The sequence below is a fragment of the Comamonas sp. BIGb0152 genome (assembly GCF_024809975.1).
Taxonomy (GTDB): domain Bacteria; phylum Pseudomonadota; class Gammaproteobacteria; order Burkholderiales; family Burkholderiaceae_C; genus Comamonas.
This window is the reverse complement of the sequence record NZ_JANUDY010000006.1, coordinates 74,134-99,061: the sequence shown is the minus strand read 5'-3', so window position 1 is coordinate 99,061 and position 24,928 is coordinate 74,134. Positions and strand designations below refer to the sequence as shown.

24 protein-coding genes are annotated in these 24,928 nt (G+C 61.5%); 14 read left to right on the top strand and 10 right to left on the bottom strand.

Going from position 1 to position 24,928, the window contains the following annotated elements; genetic code table 11:
• The first annotated feature begins 16 nt into the window (after positions 1 to 16).
• From M2375_RS13350 to M2375_RS13330, 5 genes are read left to right on the top strand one after another with little or no spacing between them, the layout of a single operon-like run.
• Positions 17 to 811, top strand: coding sequence for an ABC transporter permease (locus M2375_RS13350; RefSeq protein ID WP_259167900.1), 795 nt, complete (start codon positions 17 to 19; stop codon positions 809 to 811).
• Position 812: 1 nt separating this feature from the next.
• Entirely contained in the window at positions 813 to 1,175 is a 363-nt protein-coding gene (locus M2375_RS13345; protein ID WP_259167898.1) for a (2Fe-2S)-binding protein, read from the top strand.
• Positions 1,172 to 2,605 carry an NAD(P)/FAD-dependent oxidoreductase gene (locus tag M2375_RS13340; protein WP_259167896.1) on the top strand — a complete coding sequence of 478 codons (1,434 nt, stop codon included), beginning with the start codon at positions 1,172 to 1,174 and terminating at the stop codon, positions 2,603 to 2,605. Before M2375_RS13345 ends, M2375_RS13340 begins: the two co-directional genes overlap by 4 nt.
• Positions 2,598 to 3,722: an FAD-binding oxidoreductase gene (locus M2375_RS13335; protein WP_259167895.1), complete on the top strand. Its 1,125-nt coding sequence runs from the start codon at positions 2,598 to 2,600 to the stop codon at positions 3,720 to 3,722. The genes M2375_RS13340 and M2375_RS13335 overlap by 8 nt, the downstream gene beginning before the upstream one ends.
• A gap of 11 nt (positions 3,723 to 3,733) precedes the next feature.
• Positions 3,734 to 4,795, top strand: a complete 1,062-nt coding sequence (locus M2375_RS13330; protein WP_259167892.1) for an ABC transporter substrate-binding protein — start codon at positions 3,734 to 3,736, stop codon at positions 4,793 to 4,795.
• A gap of 67 nt (positions 4,796 to 4,862) precedes the next feature.
• On the opposite strand, the gene M2375_RS13325 is transcribed toward M2375_RS13330, so the two are convergent.
• The 3 genes from M2375_RS13325 to argC form a co-directional block, all read right to left on the bottom strand.
• Positions 4,863 to 6,002, bottom strand: a complete 1,140-nt coding sequence (locus M2375_RS13325) for a c-type cytochrome (RefSeq protein ID WP_404979323.1) — start codon at positions 6,000 to 6,002, stop codon at positions 4,863 to 4,865.
• Positions 6,003 to 6,014: 12 nt separating this feature from the next.
• A complete protein-coding gene (locus M2375_RS13320) occupies positions 6,015 to 6,683 on the bottom strand; it encodes a c-type cytochrome (RefSeq protein WP_259167890.1) in 669 nt (222 codons plus the stop codon).
• A gap of 143 nt (positions 6,684 to 6,826) precedes the next feature.
• Positions 6,827 to 7,759 (bottom strand): N-acetyl-gamma-glutamyl-phosphate reductase, encoded by a 933-nt coding sequence (argC, locus tag M2375_RS13315; RefSeq protein WP_259167888.1) that lies wholly within the window; start codon positions 7,757 to 7,759, stop codon positions 6,827 to 6,829.
• Between the two features lie 567 nt (positions 7,760 to 8,326).
• Here argC and sucC point away from each other — a divergent pair.
• The 6 genes from sucC to tfpZ all read left to right on the top strand — a co-directional run bounded on the left by sucC (position 8,327) and on the right by tfpZ (position 13,765).
• A complete protein-coding gene (gene sucC, locus M2375_RS13310) occupies positions 8,327 to 9,487 on the top strand; it encodes an ADP-forming succinate--CoA ligase subunit beta (protein WP_259167885.1) in 1,161 nt (386 codons plus the stop codon).
• 16 nt (positions 9,488 to 9,503) lie between these two features.
• The gene (sucD, locus tag M2375_RS13305; RefSeq protein ID WP_259167884.1) at positions 9,504 to 10,400 is read left to right on the top strand and encodes a succinate--CoA ligase subunit alpha; all 897 of its coding nucleotides are present in this window, start codon (positions 9,504 to 9,506) and stop codon (positions 10,398 to 10,400) included.
• A 111-nt stretch (positions 10,401 to 10,511) separates the two neighbouring features.
• Entirely contained in the window at positions 10,512 to 11,198 is a 687-nt protein-coding gene (locus M2375_RS13300; protein WP_259167882.1) for a TerC family protein, read from the top strand.
• Positions 11,199 to 11,466: 268 nt separating this feature from the next.
• A complete protein-coding gene (locus M2375_RS13295) occupies positions 11,467 to 12,147 on the top strand; it encodes an FHA domain-containing protein (RefSeq protein WP_259167880.1) in 681 nt (226 codons plus the stop codon).
• Positions 12,148 to 12,450: 303 nt separating this feature from the next.
• Entirely contained in the window at positions 12,451 to 12,957 is a 507-nt protein-coding gene (locus tag M2375_RS13290; protein WP_259167878.1) for a pilin, read from the top strand.
• Complete coding sequence (tfpZ, locus tag M2375_RS13285; protein WP_259167877.1) at positions 12,935 to 13,765, top strand: TfpX/TfpZ family type IV pilin accessory protein; 831 nt, start codon at positions 12,935 to 12,937, stop codon at positions 13,763 to 13,765. Before M2375_RS13290 ends, tfpZ begins: the two co-directional genes overlap by 23 nt.
• Positions 13,766 to 13,813: 48 nt before the next feature.
• Here tfpZ and moaC read toward each other — a convergent pair whose 3' ends face one another.
• The gene (gene moaC, locus M2375_RS13280; protein ID WP_259167874.1) at positions 13,814 to 14,290 is read right to left on the bottom strand and encodes a cyclic pyranopterin monophosphate synthase MoaC; all 477 of its coding nucleotides are present in this window, start codon (positions 14,288 to 14,290) and stop codon (positions 13,814 to 13,816) included.
• A 214-nt stretch (positions 14,291 to 14,504) separates the two neighbouring features.
• On the opposite strand from moaC, the gene M2375_RS13275 reads away from it, so the two are divergent.
• The gene (locus M2375_RS13275) at positions 14,505 to 16,184 is read left to right on the top strand and encodes a M48 family metalloprotease (RefSeq protein ID WP_259167871.1); all 1,680 of its coding nucleotides are present in this window, start codon (positions 14,505 to 14,507) and stop codon (positions 16,182 to 16,184) included.
• Here M2375_RS13275 and M2375_RS13270 read toward each other — a convergent pair.
• From M2375_RS13270 to M2375_RS13260, 3 genes are all read right to left on the bottom strand, one after another.
• The gene (locus M2375_RS13270; protein WP_021026611.1) at positions 16,152 to 16,508 is read right to left on the bottom strand and encodes a phage holin family protein; all 357 of its coding nucleotides are present in this window, start codon (positions 16,506 to 16,508) and stop codon (positions 16,152 to 16,154) included. The two genes, M2375_RS13275 and M2375_RS13270, sit on opposite strands and share 33 nt — an antisense overlap.
• A 137-nt stretch (positions 16,509 to 16,645) precedes the next feature.
• Positions 16,646 to 17,080: a hypothetical protein gene (locus M2375_RS13265; RefSeq protein WP_182326455.1), complete on the bottom strand. Its 435-nt coding sequence runs from the start codon at positions 17,078 to 17,080 to the stop codon at positions 16,646 to 16,648.
• Positions 17,081 to 17,147: 67 nt separating this feature from the next.
• Entirely contained in the window at positions 17,148 to 17,891 is a 744-nt protein-coding gene (locus tag M2375_RS13260) for a TerC family protein (protein ID WP_259167863.1), read from the bottom strand.
• 467 nt (positions 17,892 to 18,358) lie between these two features.
• On the opposite strand from M2375_RS13260, the gene M2375_RS13255 reads away from it, so the two are divergent.
• A complete protein-coding gene (locus M2375_RS13255) occupies positions 18,359 to 18,787 on the top strand; it encodes a DUF3717 domain-containing protein (RefSeq protein WP_259167860.1) in 429 nt (142 codons plus the stop codon).
• Here M2375_RS13255 and M2375_RS13250 read toward each other — a convergent pair.
• The gene (locus tag M2375_RS13250; RefSeq protein WP_259167859.1) at positions 18,771 to 19,331 is read right to left on the bottom strand and encodes a YaeQ family protein; all 561 of its coding nucleotides are present in this window, start codon (positions 19,329 to 19,331) and stop codon (positions 18,771 to 18,773) included. The two genes, M2375_RS13255 and M2375_RS13250, sit on opposite strands and share 17 nt — an antisense overlap.
• Positions 19,332 to 19,470: 139 nt before the next feature.
• Positions 19,471 to 20,850 carry an adenylosuccinate lyase gene (gene purB, locus M2375_RS13245; protein ID WP_259167857.1) on the bottom strand — a complete coding sequence of 460 codons (1,380 nt, stop codon included), beginning with the start codon at positions 20,848 to 20,850 and terminating at the stop codon, positions 19,471 to 19,473.
• 157 nt (positions 20,851 to 21,007) lie between these two features.
• On the opposite strand from purB, the gene M2375_RS13240 reads away from it, so the two are divergent.
• On the top strand, positions 21,008 to 21,631 hold the full coding sequence (locus M2375_RS13240) for a glutathione S-transferase family protein (RefSeq protein WP_259167856.1): 624 nt from the start codon (positions 21,008 to 21,010) through the stop codon (positions 21,629 to 21,631).
• A gap of 455 nt (positions 21,632 to 22,086) precedes the next feature.
• On the opposite strand, the gene glnE is transcribed toward M2375_RS13240, so the two are convergent.
• Positions 22,087 to 24,822: a bifunctional [glutamate--ammonia ligase]-adenylyl-L-tyrosine phosphorylase/[glutamate--ammonia-ligase] adenylyltransferase gene (gene glnE / locus M2375_RS13235; protein WP_259167854.1), complete on the bottom strand. Its 2,736-nt coding sequence runs from the start codon at positions 24,820 to 24,822 to the stop codon at positions 22,087 to 22,089.
• Positions 24,823 to 24,928: the final 106 nt, after the last annotated feature.

The following is a 24,928-nucleotide window of genomic DNA, read 5'->3' as shown; positions in this document are numbered from 1 at the left end:
AGGCGAGGTAACTGACATGCAAAAAAACGGACCCATTGCCCTGATCTTCAACGCGCTGGTCATCATCTTCATGCTGGCGCCCTTGGTGATTGTCTGCCTGGTGGCCTTCACCCCGGCCGAAACCCTGACCCTGCCCACCACGAGTTTCTCGCTGCGCTGGTTTGAGCAGGTGCTGCACCATGCCGATTTTGTCCAGTCGTTCTGGAACAGCCTGGGCCTGGCGGTGGCGGCCGCCTCCATCTCGACGGCGCTGGCCGTGCCCGCTGCGATTGCGCTGGTGCGCTATGAGATCCCCGGCCGTGGCGCGCTGCAGGCGCTGTTCCTGTCGCCGCTGATCATCCCCCACCTGGTGCTGGGGGTGGCCATGCTGCGCATGTTCTCGCTGGTGGGTGGCCAGGGCAGCTTTGGCTGGCTGATCTTTGCCCATGCGCTGGTGGTAATGCCCTACACCATGCGCCTGGTGATGGCCGCGCTGATCGGTTTTGACCGCAGCGCCGAGCAGGCCGCCTACTCGCTGGGTGCCAGCAACGCCAAGGTGTTCCAGCGCATTACCCTGCCGATGATCCTGCCCGGCATCACCGGCGGCTGGCTGCTGGCCTTTATCAACAGCTTTGACGAGCTGACCATGTCGATCTTTGTGGTCTCGCCCAGCACGGTGACCTTGCCGGTGCGCATGTACATGTACGCCACCGAGTCGCTGGACCCGATGATGGCAGCGGTATCGGCGCTGATTGTCTTCGTCACCCTGGGGCTGATGCTCTTGCTTGACAAAGTCTATGGCCTGGACCGCATCTTGATCGGCAAGCACTGACATGGCACACGCAAGCCCCCTTTTGCCAGCCGGCCAGCTGGTGCGCCTCAAGGAGCAGGGCCGCCCGCCGCTGCAGTTTGTGCTCAACGGCCAGCCGGCCCAGGCGCTGCAGGGCGACACGGTGCTGACCGCCGTGCTCACCCAGTCGGCCCAGCTGCGCAGCCACGAGTTTGCCCATACCCCGCGCGCCGGTTTTTGCATGATGGGCGCCTGCCAGGATTGCTGGGTGACCTTGGGCGGCGAACAGGCCGGCCGCAAGCTGCGCGCCTGCTCCACCCTGCTGCAAGCGGGCATGCAGGTGTGTACCAGTGCAGAGGCCGTAGCCGCTGCGAACGCCAGCAATGCCAGCCAGGTGCACCCATGATCGGCAGCGATTTTTACCTGGATGACCCCCGGCCCGCCGACGGCCCGCCCGTTATCGTGGGTGCCGGGCCAGCCGGCATCCGTGCCGCACAGACCTTGCTGGCCCACGGCCTGCGCCCGGTCGTCATTGACGAGGCGCCCCAGGCCGGTGGCCAGATCTACCGCCGCCAGCCCGAGGGCTTTGGCCGCAGTGCCAAGGAACTGTATGGCTTTGAGGCCGGCCGCGCCAGCGACCTGCACCAGAGCTTTGACCGCCTGCGCCCGCAGCTGGACTACCGGCCCGACACCCTCGTCTGGAACGCCCAGGGCCATACCCTGGACCTGCTGCACACGGCGTGGCGCACGGCAGATACCCTGCGCTGGCGCGATCTGATTGTGGCCACCGGTGCCACCGACCGCGTGCTGCCCCTGCCGGGCTGGACCCTGCCCGGTGTCTACACCTTGGGCGGCGCCCAGGTGGCCCTCAAGTACCAGGGCTGTGTGATTGGCGACGCCGTGGTGTTTGCCGGCACCGGCCCCTTGCTCTACCTGGTGGCCTACCAATATGCCAAGGCCGGCGGCCGGGTGCTGGCGGTGCTGGACACCGCCCCGGCGGCGCAGCGCTACAAGGCGGCACCGGCGATGCTGGCCCAGCCTGCGGTGGCGGCCAAGGGCGTGTATTTTTTGAGCTGGCTGATGTTCCACGATGTGCCGGTGCACCACGGGGTGCAGCTGCTGCGCGCCGAAGGCGCCGACCGGGTGCATGCCATTGTGTGGAAGGATGCGCAGGGCGCCGAGCAGCGCACCACCTGCAGCGCCATCGGCCTGGGCTATGCGCTGCGGCCCGAGACGCAGCTGGCTGACCTGCTGGGATGCGAGTTTGCCTTTGCACCGCTGCACCGCTGCTATGTGCCGCAGATCGATGCCGATCGGCGCAGCACTGTGCCCGGCGTCTACCTGGCGGGCGATGGCGCCGGCATCATGGGGGCTGACGCGGCCGAGATGTCCGGCGAGCTGGCCGCATTGGCTTTGTTGCAGGACCGGGGCATTGCCACCGATGCGGCGCGCCAGGCCAAACTGCGCCAGCAGCTGGACAAGACCCAGCAGTTCCGCCAGGCGCTGGAGGTGGCGTTTCCCTTTCCCGACGACTGGGCTGCGCGCGCACCCGATGAGTTGGTGGTGTGCCGCTGCGAGAACATCACGGCGGGTGAGCTGCGCGCTACCGCTGCCACCCAGCCGCAGGGCGATATCAACCGCATCAAGGCGCTGTGCCGCGTGGGCATGGGCCGCTGCCAGGGCCGCATGTGCGGCGTGGCGGCGACCGAGATCCTGGCCGATACCTTAAAAGTGCCGGTAGCGCAGATAGGCCGCATCCGGGGCCAGGCGCCGATCAAGCCTTTGCCGCTGGACATGACCGTGGTGCAGCACGACCAGGAGGCCAGCCATGGTTAAGCAACTGGCCACTGAGGTGGTGGTGATTGGCGGCGGCATCATGGGCGCCAGCACGGCGCTGTTTTTGCGCCAGCGTGGCATCCAGGTCACGGTGGTCGAGCGCGATCTCTGTGGCTCCCGCTCCAGCGGCGTCAACTTTGGTGGCGTGCGCCGCCAGGGTCGGTCCTTGGCGATGCTGCCGCTGTCGCAGCGCGCCCACCAGCACTGGGGGCGGCTGACCGCGCTGATCGGCACCGAGGCCGAGTACGAGCGCTCGGGCCACTTCAAGATTGCCCGTTCGCAGGCGGATATGGATGCGCTGCTGCACTATGCCGACAAGACGCGCGACTGCGGGCTGGATCTGCAGCTGCTCGATGGCGCAGCGCTGCACAAGCGCTTTCCGGTGGGCGGCGCCAAGGTGGTGGGCGGCTCGTTCTGCCCCCATGACGGCCAGGCCAACCCGCGTATCTTGTCGCCCGCATTTGCCACGGCCGCTGCCCGGGCGGGGGCCCAGGTGTTGGAGCACACGCCCGTGCTGGAGGTGGCACACAATGGCCAGCGCTTTGTGGTGCGCACGCCCGAGATGGAGATCCGCGCCAATGTGGTGGTCAACGCCGCAGGCGCCTGGGCCGGCCAGTTTGCCGAGCAGTGCGGCGAAGCCGTGCCCATGCGCATACGCCCGCCGGCCATGGGCGTGACGGAGCCCTTGCCCTATTTTTTGCGTTGGAGCCTGGGCGTGGAGGGCGGCAGCATTTACTGCCGCCAGGTGCGCCGGGGCAATGTGGTGTTTGGCGGCGGGCCCGGCCTGGTGCTGGACGACACCCGCGCCCGCAACCGCCACACCACCGTCTGGGCGCAGCTGCCGCAGCTGGTGGAGCTGCTGCCCCAGTTGAAGAACGCCCAGCTGATCCGCACCTGGAGCGGCAACGAGGGTGCCTTGCCCGACCACGAACCCATCATCAGCGCCAGCAGCCGCCAGGCCGGCCTCTACCATGCCTTTGGCTTTGCCGGTGGGGGCTTTCAGCTGGGCCCGGGTGTGGGCGATGTGATGGCCGAGCTGATTGACCAGGGCCGCAGCAGCACGCCGATCGATGCTTTCCGTATAGACCGTTTTAGCGACACCGCATGTTCAACCTGAAAGGAATCCACATGTCTTCTTGGACGACGACCCTCAAAACCCCTGTGCGTGCCATCGCCCTGATGGCCTCTGTGGTGGCTGCGGCCAGCGCGGTGCAGGCGCAGACCAAAACCATCTACATCGGCATGAATGGCGGCAACATGGAGCGCACCTACTCGCAGTTCGTGTTCCCCGCGTTCGAGAAGGCCAACAATGTCAAGGTCGTCGTGGTGCCCGGCACCTCGACCGACATCCTGGCCAAGGCCCAGGCCTCCAAGGACAAGGCCCAGATGCAGGTCATGACCCTGGATGACGGCGTGATGTACCGCGCCATCAGCATGGGCCTGTGCGAAAAGCTCAAGCCCGCTGCCGGCTACAGCGAGATTCCGGACATCGCCAAGATCAAGGACAGCGCGATTGGCCTGTCGATGGGCCTGACCGGCCTGGCCTACAACACCAAGATGTTTGCCGACAAGGGCTGGGCCGCGCCCACCTCCTGGAACGACCTGGCGGACCCCAAGCTCAAGGGCAAGGTGGTCGTGCAATCGATGCCAGCATCGTCCTTTGGTCTGCATGCGTTTTTGATGTTCAACCGCATCAAGGGCGGCAACGAGAAGAACGTGGACCCGGCTTTCAAGGCCTGGCCGACCACGATTGGCCCGAATGTGGTGGAGTACATCCCCAACTCGTCCAAGGTGGTGGAGATGATGCAGGCCGGTGATGCCGCCATCTTCCCCTACACCTTGACGCAGGCCGAGCTGATGAAGTCCAAGGGCATCCCCATGGAATATGTGGCGCCCAAGGAAGGCGCCGTGGTGCTGATGACCGCCATGTGCGCGCTCAACAACAACCCCGAGTCCGAGCTGGCGCAAAAGCTGGTGGAATACTTGGTGAGCCCTGAAGCCCAGGCCCTGGCGATGGAAAACGGCAGCTACAACCCCGTGAACCCCAAGACCAAGCTGCAAGGCAAGCCCGCCGAAGAGCAAAACAAGATGAACGCCATCTTGAAGAACGCGGTGGCGGTGGACTGGGATGTGGTCAATGCCGACCGCCCCGAATGGAACAAGCGCTGGAACCGCACGGTGGAGCGCTGATACCTGGTCGGAGAGGTCTGAAGAGCTGCCAACGCATGCCCTCGTCTGGGCGGCGTTGGCAGCTTTTTTACTTGGCGCCTTGGCCCAGCAGCTGGCCATTCACGGTCTGGCCGTAGAGCGAGAATGCGCTGTCGTGAAACTGTTTGCGCGTGTCCGCAACATTGCCGGTAAAGCGCGGGTCTTGCGGGCGCTCGTGGCTGTTGATGTAGGTCGCCACATCCCAGGCGTCCTGGTCGCTGAGGGTATTGGCCTTGCCCAGCGGCATATTGGCCTGGATAAAGCCGGCGGCCTTGTCCACCTCATGCATGCCGGCGCCCCAGTTGTACGACTGCTTGCCCCACAGCGGCGGGAAAACCTGCACATCGCCGCTGCGCTGGCCCTGGCCGTCATCGCCGTGGCACAGCGCGCATTGGGCGGTAAACACCTTTTGGCCGCGTGCGTAGTCGGGTGCCTGCGCGGGCTTGGCTACTTTGGGGTAGCTGGCGCCGGGCAGCTTCTCTGCCACCGGCGCGCCCTTGGACATCCAGTAGGCATAGGCCTCCAGCGCCACCAGCACCTCATCGCCATGGGGTGGGGCCTTGCCGTTCATGCTGTACATAAAGCAGCCGCGCAGCCGCTCGGAGAAGGTATCCACGCTCTTGGTTTTGCTGCGGTAGGCGGGGTATTGGGTGTAGGCGCCCCACAGCGGCGCGGAATGAGCGGCCCGCCCGGCATCCAAGTGGCAGTTGACGCAGTTGAGCGTGTTGCCGACAAAGGCCTTGGCCTGCGTGCTGGTGTGCAGAAAAATCTGCTCGCCCCGGCGTATCACATCGCCCATGGGGCCTTCGGGGATGGCATCGGCGGCAGGCGGCTTGAAGGCGGCGGTGCTTGCGGTTGCGGGTGCTGCGACAGCTGCCGTGGCGGCTGCGGTAGCCGTTTTCGCGGCATCCGATGGCGAAGCTGCAGGCGTTGCGGGTGCAGGGCTGGCGCTTGCCGCAGCCGGTTTTGCGTCTGCCGGCGGGGCGGCCGGCGCAGGGGCCGCTGCTGCAGGGCGTGGATCTGTCAGCTCGCGCATGCTGTGGCTCACCTCCATGCCAAAGCGGATGGCCGCTACCAGCACGATGGCGGTGACGATCACCACAAAGATCTTGAGGGCCTGCCATTCGTTGTGCTGGGTGCGGGCCTGTTCCTCAGGCGTTTCCACATGGTTGGGGCGTTGGTAATCCATGGTGTGCTCCGCTCAAGGCTTGGCCGTGCCGGATGTGCCGGCGTAGTACTGGGCGATGGCGCTGACATCGTCGGCGCTGAGCTTTTTGGCAATGCCCTCCATCAAGCCCAACGGCCCGGGCGGGCGGCTGCCTTGTTTCCAGGCATCGACCTGCGCTTGCATATAGCTGGCGCTGAGCTTGGCAATGGCCGGGAAATGCGCGCCCACCCCTGCGCCGCCTGGCCCGTGGCAGCTGGCGCAAGCGGGCACGCCATCTTGCTGCCGACCACGCTCCACCAGCCAGGCGCCTTTGTCTTTGGCATCGGCCTTGCCTGCGGTGGCGGCTATGCCGTTTGGCAGGCTGGCAAAGTAAGCCACTACATCGGCACGCTCCTGCGCATTCAAAGCTTTGGCGATGGGCGCCATGATGGGGTTGCTGCGCGAGCCATCGGCAAACGCCTCTAACTGGCTGCGCAAATACGCCGCGCCCTGGCCCGCCAACGGTGGGAACACGGCCATGCCCTGGCCCTGGGCACCATGGCAGCTTGCGCAAGAGGCGACCGTGGGCGGTAAGCCGTTGTTGGCGATCCGCTCGCCTTGTTGGGGATTGGCCGTTTGGGCCTGGGCGGCGGCGCAGAGCAGCAGCGCCAATGGCCAAGCAGCGCCAAGCCGGCGCAAGAGGCGTATAGGGTGGTGTCTCATCGTGTTATGGCTGTAGTTTGGAGCCATGGTAGGCATAAAGCGCCACCGGCGGTGTCGGCCAATGCCCCCTGTGCGGCACCCCGGCGCACATAAAAAAAGCCGCTGGGTAGCGGCTTTGATGGGTTGAGCGGTACGGGTGAGGGTTACAGGCCCAGCATCAGCTTGAGGTTTTGCACCGCTGCGCCGCTGGCGCCCTTGCCCAGGTTGTCCAGGCGGGCGATGACCACGGCCTGGCGCAGCTGCTCGTTGCCAAACACGCGGATTTCCAGCTTGTTGGTGCCTGTCAGCGTATCGGCGGCCAGCTTGCTGTCTTCGGTCGGTGGCAACACCTCTACCCATTGCTCGGCCTGGTTGGTTTTGGCGTAGTGGGCGGCCAAGGCGTTGTGCAGGTCGCTCAGTAGCGGCTTGCCGGGCAGGTCATCCAGGTGCAGCGGCAGCTGCACCAGCATGCCCTGGGCAAAATTGCCAACGGCGGGGATGAACACGGGGCGGCGGGTCAGGCCGGTGTATTTCAGGATTTCGGGGATGTGCTTGTGCGTGAGGCCCAGGGCATAAGCCTCATAAGGCGCGGCACCGCCGGCCTCGTAGGCTTCCATCATCTGGCGGCCGCCGCCCGAGTAGCCGGATACCGAGGGCAGTGCCAGCGCGGCATCGGCGGGGACCAGGCCAGCGTCGATCAGCGGGCGCAGAATGGCGATCGCCCCGGTGGCGTAGCAGCCCGGGTTGGAGACGCGCTTGCCCGCTTGCACGGCGCTCTTTTGGCCGGCGCTCAGCTCGGGGAAGCCATAGACCCACTGGTCGTTGGTGCGGTGGGCGGTGGAGGCATCGATGATCTTGATGCTGCGGCCGGTTTCCTGCTCGATGGCATCGACCATGCCCGTGGTGTCCTTGGCGGCATCGTCGTGCAGGCAGAGGATGACCAGATCCACGCCAGCGATCAGCGCGCGCTTGGCCGCAGGGTCCTTGCGCAGCTCAGGCGCAATGCTTACCAACTCCACGCCGGGCATGTCCACCAGGCGTTCGCGAATCTGCAAACCGGTGGTGCCAGCTTCGCCGTCGATAAACACTTTTGCCATTGCCATCACTCCTGCTGTGCGGTGGCCCCTGCGTGGGCAGCGGGCGCTTGGGTTCGGGAAAGTGCTTATTGTCATACAAAGCGCTGCTTTGTGTGTGGGCGGATGGCAAATTTGCCCCATCGGCGCTTGTCAGTGGCAGGCCGGATGCGGTGTGCCTGCCGTTTGAAGGTGCTGGCTTGGCGCGGCGCAGCGCACAAGCGCAGTGTGTACTAGCGCAAAAATGTGTCAGCACCTGGCTGCTGTGCCAAAAATCCTGCACTGCTCGGGTATTTAACGACATCTTTTGCGCCAAGCGCTGACAGACGAAAAACGCCTTGGCTGACAGACGGATTGGATGGAGATCGCTGCCCGACTTGGCTAGTTAGCTATACAAATAATAGCTATAAGCATTCCGGGCGGGCGTCAAACCCCGGAGGCCTGTTGGGGCTCCTGTAGGCGCTGCCTCCCATGGCGCAGTGCAGCATGGTAAATTCGCGGACTGCCAGGCCTTCTGCCTTGTTTGCGAATTCTTTGTTCTGCGCGCTCGGCCGCCGGGTTTTTTCCCATTTTGTTTTACTGAGAGACATCATGAAAATTCATGAATACCAAGGCAAGGAAATCTTGCGTCAGTTCGGCGTGCCCGTTCCGCGCGGTATCCCCGCCTTCACTGTGCAAGAAGCAGTGGAAGCAGCACAGAAGCTGGGCGGCCCCGTGTGGGTGGTGAAGGCACAGATTCACGCAGGCGGCCGCGGCAAGGGCGGCGGCGTGAAGGTTGCCAAGACCATCGACGACGTGAAGGCCCTGTCCGAGCAAATCCTCGGCATGCAGCTGATCACCCACCAAACCGGCCCAGAAGGCCAGAAGGTGCGTCGCCTGTACATCGAAGACGGTGCGGACATCCAGCAGGAGTACTACCTGTCTGCCGTGACCGACCGCGGCACGCAGAAGGTGGCCTTCATCGCTTCTAGCGAAGGCGGCATGGACATCGAGGAAGTGGCACACAGCACCCCCGAAAAGATCATCACCGTGCTGGTTGACCCGATTGCTGGCTTCACGCAAGCCAACGGCGACGAGCTGGCCAAGGGCATCGGCATGCCTGCTGATTCGGTGGCCCAGTTCATCGATATCTGCCAAAAGCTGTACAAGTGCTACATGGACACGGACGCATCGCTGGTTGAAATCAACCCGCTCAACCGTGACTCCAAGGGCAACGTGATTGCGCTGGACGCCAAGTTCAACTTCGACCCGAACGCGCTGTTCCGCCACCCAGAGCTGGTGGCCTTCCGCGATCTGGACGAAGAAGATCCAGCAGAAGTGGAAGCTTCCAAGTTCGACCTGGCTTACATCAGCCTGGACGGCAACATCGGCTGCCTGGTGAACGGCGCTGGCCTGGCCATGGCGACCATGGACACCATCAAGCTGTTCGGCGGCGAGCCTGCCAACTTCCTGGACGTGGGCGGCGGTGCCACCCCCGAGAAGGTCACCGAAGCCTTCAAGATCATGCTCAAGAACCCCAAGGTCAAGGGCATTTTGGTCAACATCTTCGGCGGCATCATGAAGTGCGACACCATCGCTACCGGCGTGATCACCGCTTGCAAGGCCGTCAACCTGAGCGTGCCACTGGTGGTGCGCATGAAGGGCACCAACGAAGAGCTGGGCAAAAAGATGCTGGCCGAATCGGGCTTGCCCATCATTTCGGCCGACACCATGGCCGAAGCCGCCACCAAGATCGTTGCCGCAGTGAAGTAAGCCCTGGAGAACACACATGTCTATCTATATCAATAAAGACACCAAAGTCATTACCCAAGGCATCACCGGCAAGACCGGCCAGTTCCACACTGAAAAGTGCCAGGAATACGCGAACGGCAAGAACTGCTTCGTCGCTGGCGTGAACCCCAAGAAGGCTGGCGAAAAGATTTTCGACATCCCAATCTACGGTTCGGTCAAGGACGCTGCCAAGGACACCGGTGCCACCGTGTCCGTGATCTATGTGCCACCGGCTGGCGCTGCAGCTGCCATCTGGGAAGCGGTGGAAGCCGACCTGGACCTGGCCATCTGCATCACCGAAGGCATCCCTGTGCGCGACATGCTGGAAGTGCGCAACAAGATGAAGGCCAAGGAATCGGCTGGCGGCAAGAAGACCTTGCTGCTGGGCCCTAACTGCCCAGGCCTGATTACCCCCGGTGAAATCAAGATCGGCATCATGCCCGGTCACATCCACAAGCCAGGCCGTATCGGTGTGGTGAGCCGTTCGGGCACCCTGACCTATGAAGCCGTGGCACAGCTGACCGAGCTGGGCATTGGCCAGTCGTCGGCCGTCGGTATCGGTGGTGACCCCATCAATGGTCTCAAGCACATCGACGTGATGCGCGCCTTCAACGACGATCCGAACACCGACGCGGTGATCATGATCGGCGAAATCGGCGGTCCGGACGAAGCCGAAGCGGCTCTCTGGTGCAAGGCCAACATGAAGAAGCCGGTTGTGGGCTTCATTGCTGGTGTGACGGCTCCCCCCGGCAAGCGCATGGGCCACGCTGGCGCGCTGATCTCCGGCGGCGCCGACACGGCAGATGCCAAGCTGGCGATCATGGAAGAGTGTGGTTTCACCATCACCCGCAACCCATCCGAAATGGGCCGCCTGCTGCAAGGCCTGCTGAAGTAAGCAAAATTACGCATGCCAGGGGCGGCATGCCCCGCTAAACTGCGTACTCCATAAAAAGAAGACGCCAGATCGTACCGGTCTGGCGTCTTTATTCATAACTACGGAGCACCTATGGATTACGTCAATCATCCCGACTTCTGGATCGGGCTGGTGAAGATCATCTGGATCAACATCATTCTCTCGGGCGACAACGCCGTTGTCATCGCGCTCGCAGCGCGCTCCCTGCCCCCAGAACAACAAAGAAAAGCGATCATGTTCGGCTCAGGCGCCGCCGTGGTGCTGCGCATCTTGCTGACCGTGGTCGCCGCCAAGCTCTTGGAGCTGTCCTTCCTGCAGATCGTTGGCGGTTGCCTGCTGCTGTGGATTGGCCTGCAGCTGCTGACCAGCCATGACGAGGAAGAGGGCGCGGGCAAGGGCACCGGCACGATGATGGCCGCCATCCGCACCATCCTGATCGCCGACTTGGTGATGAGCCTGGACAATGTGATTGCGGTGGCCGCAGCGGCTGGCGGCAATATGCTGCTGCTGATCCTGGGCCTGGCCATCTCCATCCCGCTGGTGGTGTTTGGCTCCACCTTGATGATCAAGCTGATGGAGCGCTTCCCGGTCATCATCATCCTGGGCGCCGGCCTCATCGGCTGGGTGGGCGGCGAAACCATCATGAACGACAGGCTGCTGCACGGCTTTGTCGAAGCCAACCCCGCCTTGCACTACCTGGCCGCTGCTGCCGGTGCCGCACTGGTGGTGGGCCTGGGGCTGTGGCTGCAAAAGCGCAATACGGTGCCTGCGCAGGGATAGTCCACTCCCTACTCATCACTCAAGAGCAAAGCGCCTTCGGGCGCTTTTCGCATTGCTGGGCCGGACTGTGCACGTGGGCCACGGCAAGATCGCAGGGGCAAGCGCGAACTTTCTGCACATTGATCAGCGTCAGTCAGATGGCATGAAAAGGGTAAACCCTTAACCAAAAACCGGGAGCACCCCACACATCGTGATCCTTTGTCAACCGTATATCGAAAACGTCATTTGTATAGCTTATCTGCATATAATTGAAACGAGGTTTATCAATATGCCAAGACTCATAGTTTCGTTGGATGGTGTGGTGGTTCAGGACTACGTGCTGACAGAGTCCAGGGCAACCCTTGGTCGTCGTTCCACCAACGACATCGTGTTGACCGACATGGCGGTCAGCGGCGAGCATGTGGCCTTCACCTATGAGAAAAAGATCGGCATCGTCGTCGTCGAAGACCTGGGCAGCACCAACGGCACCCGCGTCAACGGCCTCAAAGTGCGCCGCCAGGTGCTGCAAAGCGGTGATCTGCTCGACATCGGCAAATGCCGCATCCGCTTTTTGATGAACTCCCTCGTGCCCGAAAGCCACTTCATGCACGCCAGCGAAGCCGGCAGCCTGACGGCCAAGCCCGCGCATGCGGATCATGGCGAAGACACCCCCACCGTCCCTGCAGACTTTCCCCCTGCCGAAGAGCAGCCCTACACCCCCAGCCCCTATCTGCGCGCCATCAGTGGTGCCAGTGAAGACATCATGCTGTCCAAAGTCGTCACCACCGTCGGCCGCCCTGGTATCGCCGTCGCTGCGCTGACCAAGCGCGGCAAAGGCTATATCGCTACCAAGGTGGATGGCTCGGCCGATGTGGTGTTGAACGGGCAGGCGCTGAATGGCGTGGGGCTGTCGATGCGCAAGGGGGATCGGATTGAGCTGGCGGGGATGGCTTATGAGTTTTGGGGGTAGGGCTCTGGACCCAAGGCTCGCGTTTGTAGTGCGTATCACAGCGACGGCGGCACCTTCGGGTGCCGTTTCTGTTTTCGAGTCCCATGCACATGGCTGCCAAAAGGTGACAAAAATGGCAGAAAACTTAGATTGATGACATTTATGAACATCTTGCACAATAAGTTAACAAAACGCCGCACTTTTGTCAGTCGAAGCCGCAAGATGCGTTGGCGCTAAAAGTTGGCACAGCACTTGCAATAAGTGATGCACGCCAAGTCGCTCGACAAGGCTACCTAATCACTGGTTACATAGAGAGGATTCAACATGCTGCGTAAGATGCAAAAGGGTTTCACCCTGATCGAACTGATGATCGTTGTGGCGATTATCGGTATTTTGGCTGCTGTGGCGCTGCCTGCTTACCAAGATTACACTGTTCGCGCTCGTGTAGCTGAAGGTCTGGTTCAAGCTGGAGCAGCTAAGGGGCAAGTGGCTGATGTGTTGGCTGCAGGTAACTCAAATGCCGATGCACAAGGTTATGCTGGTCAATGGGCATTTGGTACGGCTACGAAAAATACTCAAGACGTGACGATCGCTGCCGATACTGGTATTATCACGATGACTACGACCGCTGCAGCTGGTGCCGGTACCGTTACTTTTACGCCTAATGCTCCTATTGGTACGGCTTTGCCTGCAGCAGCAGGTGCTGCGTTCACCCCACCCGCAGAATCGGTAGCTTGGCGTTGCGCAGCTGCGGGTGCTGGTGCAGCTGGTTTTACTGGTGTAACTGCAGGTACCTTGTTGGCGAAATATGCACCTTCCGAGTGCAAGTAAAATTTCTTATAAATACAAAAAGCGCCTTTGGGCGCTTTTTTTTATTATTTTACAAATGCGTATTAAATCCGCTTTTAGAGTCGCAGGTTTACATTTCATTGCTAGTGTATTAGTGGTGGCCGCAATTGCAGCTGTAATTTTTTTAGTTTGGTATCCTCGGCCATTTTATGATATTCAAGGTGGAAAAGATTTATTTTTTCTGATGGTGGTAATTGATATTATTTGCGGACCTATTTTGACCTTGGTTATATGGAAGTCATCGAAGACAAGATCTGAGCTTGCGCGAGATATGGCGGTAATTGTATTGATTCAGATTAGCGCGTTGACCTATGGGGTGTATGCTCTTGCTAAATCTCGGCCTGTGTATATTGCCTTTGAGGGCAACAGATTTCGCGTTGTTAGTATGGCAGATATTGATTTTTCCAAAATGAGTTTGACATCCCAAGATATTCCTAAATTAAGTTGGTCGGGGCCAAAACCAATAGGGGTGAAGATATATCAAGGAACTGATCCAAATTTCATGAATAGTGTTAGGGACGCGCTGAACGGTATACACCCCGCATATCAACCTGATCGATGGATTCCTTATAGAGATGTAGATATTCAGTTAAAAAAGTCTGGTAAGCCATTGCTAAATCTATTGAAAGAGAAAGAGCAGATTAATCAGTTTTTGAAGGGGGGATCGAAATTAGATATTAGTGGTATTATTTATATTCCATTGGTGGGGTTTAATGATGTTGATTGGGTTGTATTGTTGAATAAAAATACTACAGAAATTGTTGGATATATGCAAATTAATGGGTGGTAAAAATAAATTCTTTGAATTTATTTTAAATGATAACTTAATTAATTATATTTATTTGGATATTGCAGATGCTGATTTCCCGCCCTGCTTTATCAGTAAAATCACGTCATTTATCGTCATCGCCTTATCCACAGCCTTGCACATGTCATAAATAGTCAACAACGCTACTTGCACAGCGGTCAAGGCTTCCATTTCAACACCAGTGGGGCCGACGGTTTCTGTTCTAACTTCGCACCGCACAGCACTCTTTTCAGGTAACAGCTCAAAATCCACCGCCACCTTGGTCAGCGCAATCGGGTGGCACAGGGGTATCAGCTCACTGGTCTTCTTTGCCGCCATGATGCCGGCGATGCGCGCAATCCCCAGCACATCCCCTTTTTTGGCGGTGCCCGCGGCAATGATGTCCAAGGTGGCAGCCTGCATGGTGATAAAGCCCTCTGCAATCGCAATGCGATGGGTGTTAGGCTTAGCGCCTACATCGACCATATGGGCCTGGCCCTGGGCGTCAAAATGGGTGAGTTCAGTCATGGTGCTTCCGGGTTCAAAACGTCACAAGCCGCAATACAGGGTGCAACTTGTGCAATGGTGCTTCATCATACGTGTTGGCGTTCATGCCTGATGGTCAGGAGCCCGCTCTGGCCTCCCTCTGGCTTGATTCAGATTCAGCATCTGCTGCCGCACGGAATTTTGAATGAATACATGGTTTTTTAAACGCACAGCGTCTGCCCTGCTGGCAGCCCATATGGTTGCAGTCACGGCACTGGCCCCCATGCAGGCGCGGGCCGACACGAGCTTGCCAGCGATGGGCGAGGGCGCCGAGATGACTACCAGCGAGGAGCGGCGCCTGGGCGATGACATTGCGCGCGAGATCTATCGCGATCCGCAGTTTCTCGATGACGCGATCCTTTATGAATACGTCAACGGCATCTGGCAGGAGCTGATGCTGGCAGCGCGGCAGCGCGGCACCTTGACGTCTGAACTGCAGGAGCGCTTTGCCTGGCAGGTGATGCTGATCCAGGATGCAACGGTGAACGCCTTTGCATTGCCGGGAGGCTTTATGGGCGTGCAGACCGGTTTGGTGGGCGTTGTGGGCAGCCGCGATGAGTTGGCCTCTGTGCTGGCCCACGAGATGAGCCACATCACCCAGCGCCATATTGCGCGCATGCTGGCCCGCCAGTCGCGGATGACGCCAGTGATGATTGCGGGCATGATTCTCGGAGCGCTGGCGGCCAGCAAAAACCCGGCGGCCGCGCAGGCCTTGATGGTAGGCAGCTCGGCGGCGGTGATTCAGTCCCAGCTGAACTTTTCTCGCGATATGGAACGAGAGGCCGACCGCACTGGCATGAGCCTGATGCCGCCTGCAGGCTATTCGCAGGCCGGTTTTGTCAGTATGTTCGAGAAGCTGCAGCAAGCCAACCGCATGAATGACAATGGCAGCTGGCCGTATTTGCGCAGCCACCCGCTGACGACCGAGCGCATTGCCGATATGCAATCGCGCCTGCCAGCGGGGGCGGCGCGCAAGCCTCAGGACACGGGCATGGTGGCGCAGATGATGTCGGCCCGCGCACGGGTTTTGTCCAAGCCCGAGCCCCGCGTATTGCAGCAATGGGTGGATCTGACGGCAACGGCCGAATTTGCCGGCCGATCTGCCGACCAGCAAGCCGGTGGTTGGTACCTGGCTGCCATGTCGCAGAGCCAGTTGGGGCGCCAGGCGGAGGCGCGTACCGCGCTGGACCAGCTCGATCGCCTGGTGCAGGCCTTTCCGGATGCCTTGCGTGAGGCGCAGTTATTGCGCGCTGATTTGGCGGTGCACCAACGCCAGCCCCAAGAGGCACTGGCAGCACTGGCGGCGCTGGCCAAGATGCAGCCGGCCAAGGCGCAGCCCGGCAAGGCTGGCAGCACTTCGGTAACGGTGAGCAACGCGATGACCGGGCTAGTCAACGATGCGGTCATCACGCGGGGATCGGACAAGTCGCTGAGCATCCAGGACAGCACGAATGATGTGCTGCTGCCGGAAGTGAAGGCGGTGGTGGCGGATGATGCCGGCCGGCCAGCGTTGATGCTTGCGGCGCAAGCGCTGGCACAGCTGCCTGCATCAGAGGTGGCTGCTTATGGTGATGTGCTGCACCAGACCAGCAGCCGGTTGCAAACCTTGGTGGCGCAGTGGCCCAAGGATGTGGGCGCCTGGTTGGCACTGTCATGGGTGCTGCGCCAGCAGAGCCAGCCGCTGCGTGCCATCCGTGCCGAGGCCGAAAGCCGCGCCGCACAGTATGACTATGCCGCCGCAGTAGACCGACTGCGCGCCGGCCAGGACATGGCGCGAAGCAGCCAGAACCGCAATGACTACTACGAGGCCTCGATCATCGACACCCGCTTGCGCGAGATGCAATCACTTGCCAAGGAGCAGGCGGCCCGTAAGTGATTCGATGACCAGGCTGATGATGGAGTAGAGCACCGAGCCGATCAGTGCGGCCCAAAAGCCGTGCACCACGAAACCGCTGCCCGCGATACCGGACGCGGCCCAGAACATCAATGCATTGATGACAAAGATGAACAGGCCCAAGGTGAGGATGGTGACGGGCAGGGTCAGCACGATCAGTACCGGGCGCACGATGGCATTGCACAGCCCTATCAGCAGCGCCGCAATCAGCGCCGCGCCAAAGCTGCGGATTTCCACGCCACTGTAGAGGTAGGCGACACAGAGCAGGGCGACTGCGGAGAGCAGCCATTTGAGGATGAGTTTCATGGCTTGCAGCATAGCGGATAGCGGACTGGCTGTGTATGAGGCGAGATCAAACGCAAGGTCAGCGAGGCTGCATGGCCATGAAAAAAGCACCCGAAGGTGCTTGGTGTGGTGGCAGTTGTTGCTGTACGCGCAGTGAATTAATCCAGCGCCAACGTAAAGCAAACACCCAAAATCCCCAACAACGACCCTGCCAGCTTGGCTGGACGCGGCACAAAGTCGGCCGATGGCGGCTCCGAGATGGCTTTGGGGCGGCGCCAGTCGAGGACTTCGGCCTGGGGGTACTCGGCATGCAGTTGGGCGGTCATTTGCTGAACGCTGACTTCCGAGATGTGGGTCGAGACGCGGGCGCGCTGCAGTTGCGTGCTTTGCGGGATCAGGCCCTCAAACAGGTTCTTGGCCCACTTGTTGCGCCACTTTTCGAGGGTGCTGCGATTGCCCCAGCGGCTGGCCCTGCGGGTGATCTTGGGGGCGCAAGCCACCAGCACCCAGTGCTCGTCGTTGATGGTTGCGCACTCGTTCAAGCGCTGCAGGGCAAAGGCGGCATCATCTACAAAGACTATCTTTACGTTCATCCAAGTGGCCTAAGTGGGGCTGGCAGCGTGGGGCTGCCAGCAGTGGTGATAGAGGGCGGGTATGGGCTTAGTGTACGTTGGCCGCCGGGAGTTCCTTGGCTTTTTTGTTGGCCAGCCATTTGCCCACCGCCAGCACAAACAGTGCGCCTGCAGCAGCGGCTGCGTAGTGCAAGGTCTTGCCCTGGTCGATCTTGAACATCCAGGTCCACTTGTCGGGGTTGGCAAACACGGGGTCGGAGATCAGCATGCCACCCGCAATCCAGCCCAGCAGCATGCCGCCGGCGGTGATGACCATGGGGAAGCGCTCCATCAGCTTGATGACCAGCTGGCTGCCCCAGACGATGATCGGGATCGAGATCAGCAGGCCCAGGATGATGAGCAGCATGTGGTGTTCTTCACCGGCGTTCTGTGCGGCACCGGCGATGGCGATGACGTTGTCCACGCTCATGACCAGGTCGGCCACGATGATGGTCTTGATGGCGGCAAACAGGCGGTCGCTGCCTTGGATGTTGCCGTGTTCTTCGTCCTCAGGCACCAGCAGCTTGACGCCGATCCAGAACAGCAAGATGGCGCCGACAAACTTCAGGAAAGGCAGGGCCAGCAGGAACATCGCAAACGCGATCAGGATGACGCGCAGCACAATCGCGCCGGCGGTACCAAAGAGAATGCCTTTGCGGCGCAGGTCGGGGGGCAGTTTGCGGCAAGCCAGCGCAATCACCACCGCGTTATCCCCGCCAAGCAGGATGTCGATGATGATGATTTGGCCCAGTGCGATCCAGAAGGGCGCGTGCGTCAGAAAATCCAAGTCCATGTAAGCACCTAATTTTTAAAAGGCAGCCCATGCACCATGCACAGGCCATCCGGTGGGGTGTCGTTACAAGTCAGGGAGGCGACGTTGTTCAGCGTTGGCGCTAGAAATAGCCAACAGCCGGGCAGTAGCTTCGAAGACCTGTGGTGCGGCACCATGGTTTTCAAAGGTCTTGCTCAGATCATGTGGGCCATGAACCTAACGCGCCGGAAGCCGTGAGGCTTCGTACTGACGACGCATTACATGTCGCTGCGCTTGCCGCTGGCAAGGCAACAACGGGAGCTACTCCCCTTCGTCAGCGCGTATTGGAACACAAACAAGGCCATTTGGGGTGACAAAGACCGGGCCACTGCACAGAGTATTCCCTGGTGTGTGCACTTGCCCACATCTGTGGATAACAAGCTGTGCACAAGTGAAGGCGGGTGCGGGTGTGGTGATTGGGATGCGCCGGGTCTATCATTCTGGCTGCCATGGACTGCATACACCTGACCGATCTGGAAGCCGCTATCAACCACTGGCGCAAGCGCGCGCCCAGTGGTGATGGCCTGGCCTTGTCGCCCGAGGTCCGTGCCTTGGCCGAGGTTTATGCACAGCTGGTGTACCAGCGCAAGGACGAAGTAGATGCCCGCGAGATGGGGGCGCTGGCCATGCAGGCCTGGCTGGCCTGGTGGGAAAGCACACCGGATACGCCCTGCATTGCCATTTGCTCCACCAGCCAGGGTGATGCGGTGTGCAAGGGCTGCGGGCGCAGTTTTGACGAGGTGCAGCACTGGCTGGCCTACAGTCCGGTGCAAAAGCGGGCGGTGTGGCGGCGTATCACCGCGCAGGGCACGGCCTGGCGCTTCAACCGCTATGCGGAGCGTGCACGCTCCGCAGGTGGCATCACTTCCAGCGAATAGGCTCTACAAAGACGGTGCCCTTGTCGCTGGACAAGCTCAGCTGGCCTTCTTGGATGGTGGCCTGCAGCTGCATGCTGCGCTCGGCCAGATCGGCCAATGCTTGCGAGACCTCCGATGGAATGCGGAACACTTCGAGCTTGGCCTGCCGCGCCAGCTTGCCTTCCAGGCCCTTCCACCAGATTTCTGCGGCGTGGTTGAAGCAGTACACCAGCATATGGTCCGACTTGTTGCAGGCCTTGGTGATGGGCTTTTCTTCGGGCTGGCCGACTTCGATCCAGACGCGCTTGGCGCCGGTGAAATCGGTCAGGTGCACATCGGGGTTGTCCGGGTCAGACAGGCCGGCACCAAAGCCCAGGGTGCCGTCACCGTTGCACAGATCCTGCAGCTGGTGGGCGTTCAAGGCCAGCGCCACCAGGCGCACCATCATGCGCTCGTCGGTCTCGCTGGGGTGGCGCGCCAGGGTCAGGTTGTGGTCGGCGTAGTAGTTGTGGTCGATATCGGCAATCGACAGATTGGCTTTGTAGATGGTGGATTTGATAGCCATGGGGCAGTGTCTGGTGACGAAGCCTTGGCTTCGGGGGTGAATCCGGCGCGCCCGGCAGACGCGTTGCGGGTCTGCCGGGCGGTGAGAGGGGAGGGTAAGAGGCCAGGGCAGGGCGCCTGGCCTTTGGGCACGCAGGTGCTTAAACGCGCTGGGCCAGCTCGGCAGCCTTGCCGATGTAGCTCGCTGGGGTCATGGCCAGCAGCCGGTCCTTGTCAGCCTGCGGAATCTCCAGGCTGTGGATCAGCTGGTGCAGGTCTTCGGCGCGCACGGTCTTGCCACGGGTGACTTCCTTGAGCTTCTCATAAGCGCCTTGCACGCCATAGCGGCGCATGACGGTCTGGATCGGCTCGGCCAGCACTTCCCAGGCGTTGTCCAGGTCGTCGGCCAGGCGCTCTTCATTCAGCTCCAGCTTGTTCAAACCGGTCATCAGCGAGGTGTAGGCCAGCGCGGCGTAACCGGTGGCCACGCCGATGTTGCGCAGCACGGTGGAGTCCGTCAGGTCGCGCTGCCAGCGGCTGATAGGCAGCTTTTCCGACAGGTGGCGCAACAGGGCATTGGCCAGGCCCAGGTTGCCTTCGGCATTTTCGAAGTCGATCGGGTTGACCTTGTGCGGCATCGTCGACGAGCCGATTTCGCCGGCCTTCAGGCGCTGCTTGAAGTAGCCCACCGAGACATAGCCCCAGATGTCGCGCGACAGATCGATGAGGATGGTGTTGGCACGGGCGATGGCATCGAACAGCTCGGCCATGTAGTCATGCGGCTCGATCTGGATCGAGTAGGGCTGGAAGGTCAGGCCCAGTCCCTGGGGCTCGTGCTTTTCCACCACGTGCTTGCTGAAGCTTTCCCAGTCAAACTCGGGCCAGGCCGACAGGTGGGCGTTGTAGTTGCCCACGGCGCCATTCATCTTGGCCAGCAGCTTGACGTTGGCAATGCGGTCCATCGCCGCTTGCAGGCGCACCACCACGTTGGCCAGTTCCTTGCCCACGGTCGTGGGGCTGGCGGTCTGGCCATGGGTGCGGCTGAGCATGGGCACGGCGGCGTACTGGTGCGCCATCTCGCGCAGCTTGAGCACCACGCGGTCCAGGCCCGGCAGGATCACCTGGTCGCGGCCGGCGCGGATCTGCAGCGCGTGGCTGGTGTTGTTGATGTCTTCGCTGGTGCAGGCAAAGTGCACAAATTCAGCGGCCTTGAGCAGCTCGGGCCGGGCCTCGAACTTGCTCTTGATCCAGTACTCCACCGCCTTGACATCGTGGTTGGTGGTCTTCTCGATGTCCTTGATCGCCTGGGCGTCGGCTTCGCTGAAGTGGTTCACCAGGCCGTGCAGGTAGCTGCGTGCACCCTCGGACAAGGGCGAGAACTCGGCAAAACCGGCATCGGACAGCGCGATAAACCAGGTGATCTCCACCTGGACACGGCGATGCATGTAGCCAAATTCGCTCATGATCGGGCGCAGGGTGGCGAGTTTGGAGGCGTAACGGCCATCCAGCGGAGAAAGGGCGGTAAGGGAAGACAGGCTCATGGGCCGCTATTGTAGGAGCGGGCCGTTTGCCGCGGTGGCAGTCTGGATTTGCCTATTTACAATCTCGGGGTGCCAACAGCCAGGATGCCGATGCGCCCACCCCGGGCGTTGGGCGGCTTGGGCCAGTGTAGGCACCGAAAGCATGGGTTTTATTGCTATGAAATTGCTAGGAAGCCTGACCAGTCCCTATGTGCGCAAGGTGCGTGTGGTATTGGCCGAGAAGAAACTCGATTACCGTCTGGAGATGCTGGATGTCTGGCAGGACAAGGCCTCGATCGCGGCGGTCAACCCGCTGGGCAAGGTGCCCTGTCTGGTGCTCGATGATGGCTCAGTGCTGGTCGATTCGCGGGTGATCGTCGAGTACCTGGATACCTTGTCGCCCGTCGGTAAATTGATCCCCGGCCTGGGCCGTGAGCGCGCCGAGGTCCGCAGCTGGGAAGCCATGGCCGATGGCGTGCTGGATGCCGCTGTGCTGGCGCGCATGGAGCACGCTTTTACTGGCCGTTCGGCGGAGCAGCGCAGCCCTGCCTGGGTGGAGCGCCAGCTGAGCAAGGTCGGCGCGGGGCTGGAGGCCATGAGCCTGGGCCTGGGCCAGAAAACCTATTTCGCCGGCACGGGCGTGCACATCAGCCTGGCCGATATTGCCGTGGGCTGCTGCCTCGCCTGGCTGCAGTTTCGCTTTCCCGATCTTGACTGGGCCACGCGCTACCCCAATCTGGCCCAGCTGCTGGAGCGCCTGGAGGCCCGGCCCAGCTTTGCCGCGACACAGCCCCAGGGCTAAGGCACGCCGCCTCGGACCCTAGTGGCGGGGACAAAACGCGCACAAAAAAAGGCCCAGTCATGGGGACTGGGCCTGGGTATAAAAAAAGTTGCGAAGCGTCCCGAAGTGAATGATAGAGAGGGAGGGAGGAGAAGCACTCCAGGTTTGCAGTCATGCCTGATACGGCCTGAAAGACTTCGCAACATGAAAAGGGTTTGGTGAAAACTTCGCCTACTGGCGCCACCCTCTTCAAAGAGTGAGGCCTCGGGTTTTAGTTTCCATCCACCATCATAAATGTATTGTAAACAAATAAATAATTTGTCTCATTATGTTAGCATTCACTAAGTTTATCGACATTCGTGTGTCGATAGTACATCGTTTTGAGAGACCTTACGCGTAAGTGAATGCTAGCGACGGGTGGTGACACAGTATAAACCCTTGTTAATTCCCGAGTTCCATTCGCCTTTCGGCGCCCCTCATCCGGTTTGCAACACGGCCGCCCACAGCGCTCGCACGGTTTGTTGCTCGATCTGCAAAGCGGTGTCCGGCACCTGGGTGGGCGCCTCGTTCAAGCGCGCAACGTGCTGCACGCGGCGCAGCGCGCGGTAGGCATTCGCTGCCTCCTCGCCCATGCCAGCGGGCAGCAACCCGGCGCTTTCGGCACGCCGCAAGAGCGTGATATTCCCCAGGTTGGGACGCAGCGCGGGATTGCAAGCCGAATGCAGCAAGACCAGGTACTGCACGACGAATTCCACATCCATCATGCCGCCCACGCTGTGTTTGACATCGAACAGACCTGCGGGCACCGGATGGGCGCTGCGCACACGCTCTCGCATGGTGGCGATTTCGCTGCGCAGTGACGCGGCATCGCGCGGGGCCGTGATCACCGCCTCGCGCACCGCGTCGAAGCGCGCGGCCAAGCTCGGGTTGCCCAGCACAAAGCGCGATCGTGTCATGGCCTGGTGCTCCCAGGTCCAGGCGGTGTTGCTGCCGCGCTGCTGCTGGTAGTTGGCGTAGGAGTCAAAACTGGTCACCAGCAGGCCGGAGTTGCCATTGGGGCGCAGGGCGGTGTCGATCTCGAACAGGTCGCCTTCGCCGGTCTTGACGGTCAGCCAGCTGATGAGCTTGCGCACAAAGGCGGAATACACCTCGGGCGCGCGCTCGTCGTCGTCGTCAAACACGAAGACGATGTCCAGATCACTGCCATAGCCCAGCTCTTTGCCGCCCAGCTTGCCGTAGCCGATGATGCCGAACTGCGGCTCGGCGCGGTGGGCGCTCTTGAGCCGGCTCCAGCACCAGCGGGTGGTCACGCGCAGCACGGCATCGGCCAGCGCTGACAAGTCATCGGCCACCTGCTCGACGGTGATTTGCTGCTCGACATCGCGCGCCAGGGTGCGGAAGGTTTCGGCATGCTGGGCGCGGCGCAGCAGGTTGAGCAGGTTCTCGTCATCGTCCTCCGCCGTCGATTGCAGGGCTGCGCGGCGCCGCTCCAGGTCGGCCTCGAACTCTTGCGGGTTGAAGCGCTCATGCATCAGCGCGTCGCTGGCCAGCTCGTCGATCACGCCCGGGTGCTGGAGCATGTAACGCGCCGGCCATTTGGCCGCACCCAGCATGTGCATCAGCTTCTCGTGCACCGCTGGGCGCTCTTGCAGCATGGCCAGGTAGCTTTCGCGGCGCAGCAGCGATTCCATCCAGTCGGCCAGGCGCACGGCGGCTATCTCGCTGACCAGGCCCTGGCTCAGCCACTGTGCGGTGCGCTGCAGCAGCAGCACCAGGCGCCCCGTGCCGGCATCGCTCAGGTAGCTGTAGCGGGGATTGCGCTGCCACTGCAGCACGCGCTCGCGCACCGCCTCGGGCAGGCGGGGTAAAACGCTGTCCAGCTCGGGCGCGCTGGCCGCTGCGCCTTTGGCGCCGCCGCACTGGCCGCCTTTGCAGGCTTCGTTGCCGCCCAGCAGCTTGTCAAACTCCTGCGCTACCAGCTCGCGGTGGGCATCGAGCTGGTGCAGGAATTGGCATTCATTGGCATAGCCCAGGGTCTGCGCCATCCACAGCAGGTCGTCATCGCGCGTGGGCAGCACATGGGTTTGCTGGTCGTCCAGGTACTGGATGCGGTGCTCCACCTTGCGCAGAAAGATATAGGCATCAGCCAGGGCCTGCGCCGTTTCGGGCGCCATCAGGCTGGCGCGCTCCAGGCGGGGCAGGGCCTCCAGGGTGGCGCGGCAGCGCAGCTCTGGGAACTGGCCGCCCCGCACCACTTGCAGCAACTGCACGATGAACTCGATCTCGCGGATGCCGCCGCGCGAGAGCTTGACGTCATTGGCGCGCTCGGGGTGGCCGGCACTGCGCTTGGCGGCATGCTCGCGGATCTGGCGGTGCAGGCTGCGCAGCGAATCGAAAACGGCGTAATCCAGGTAGCGGCGGAACACAAAAGGCAAGACCGCGCCGCGCAGCGCCTGCACGTTGGGGCTGCGGATATCGGCCAGCGGCGCCACGATGCGGCTTTTGAGCCAGGCAAAACGCTCCCATTCGCGGCCATGGGTCTGCAGGTAGTCCTCCAGCGCCGCCACCGAGATGGCAGCCGGGCCGGAGTTGCCATGGGGGCGCAGCATCAGATCCACGCGGAACACAAAGCCGTGCTCGGTGGTCTCGCCAATCAGCTGGTAGATCAGCTTGATGGCGCGGATGAAGTATTCGTGGTTGCTGAGCTTGCCTCTGCCATCGGGCTGGCCCGCTGTTTCGCCCTCTTGCTCATAGATATAGATCAGGTCGATATCACTGGAGACATTGAGCTCGCGCGCGCCCAGCTTGCCCATGCCAATGATCCACAGCTGCACCGGCTGGCCGTCGGCGTCGCGGGGCGCGCCGTGGCGGCTGTCCAACTCGGCGCGGGCGGCGGTGCAGGCGGCGTCCAAGGTCAGCTCGGCCAGCTCGGTCACGCCCTGGGTGATGGTCTGCAGATCGGCCTGCTGGTCGCAGTCGAGATCGATCAGCCGCGCCATGACCAATTGCCGCAGTATGCGCAGCGCGGCGCCCAGCGCATGGCCCTTGGCCAGCAGGGCCGCGAGCGTGGGGGCCATGGTGGCATGGGTTGGCGGGCCATCGGGCAGCAGACCCAGCAAATCATCGTAGCGGCGGTGCAGGCGCTGGACGAAGCGGGAATGTGCAGAAAGAGGCAGGCTGGCCTGCGGGGGGGTGATATCCGTATTTGCCATAGCGCTTTATCGACAATGTCCTGCGGCCGACCTGTTCAAATGCTCACATATGCAACGCGAGCGAGCTACTTGCCGCGGGTCATAATTTCGCTTTCCCCCTACTGAT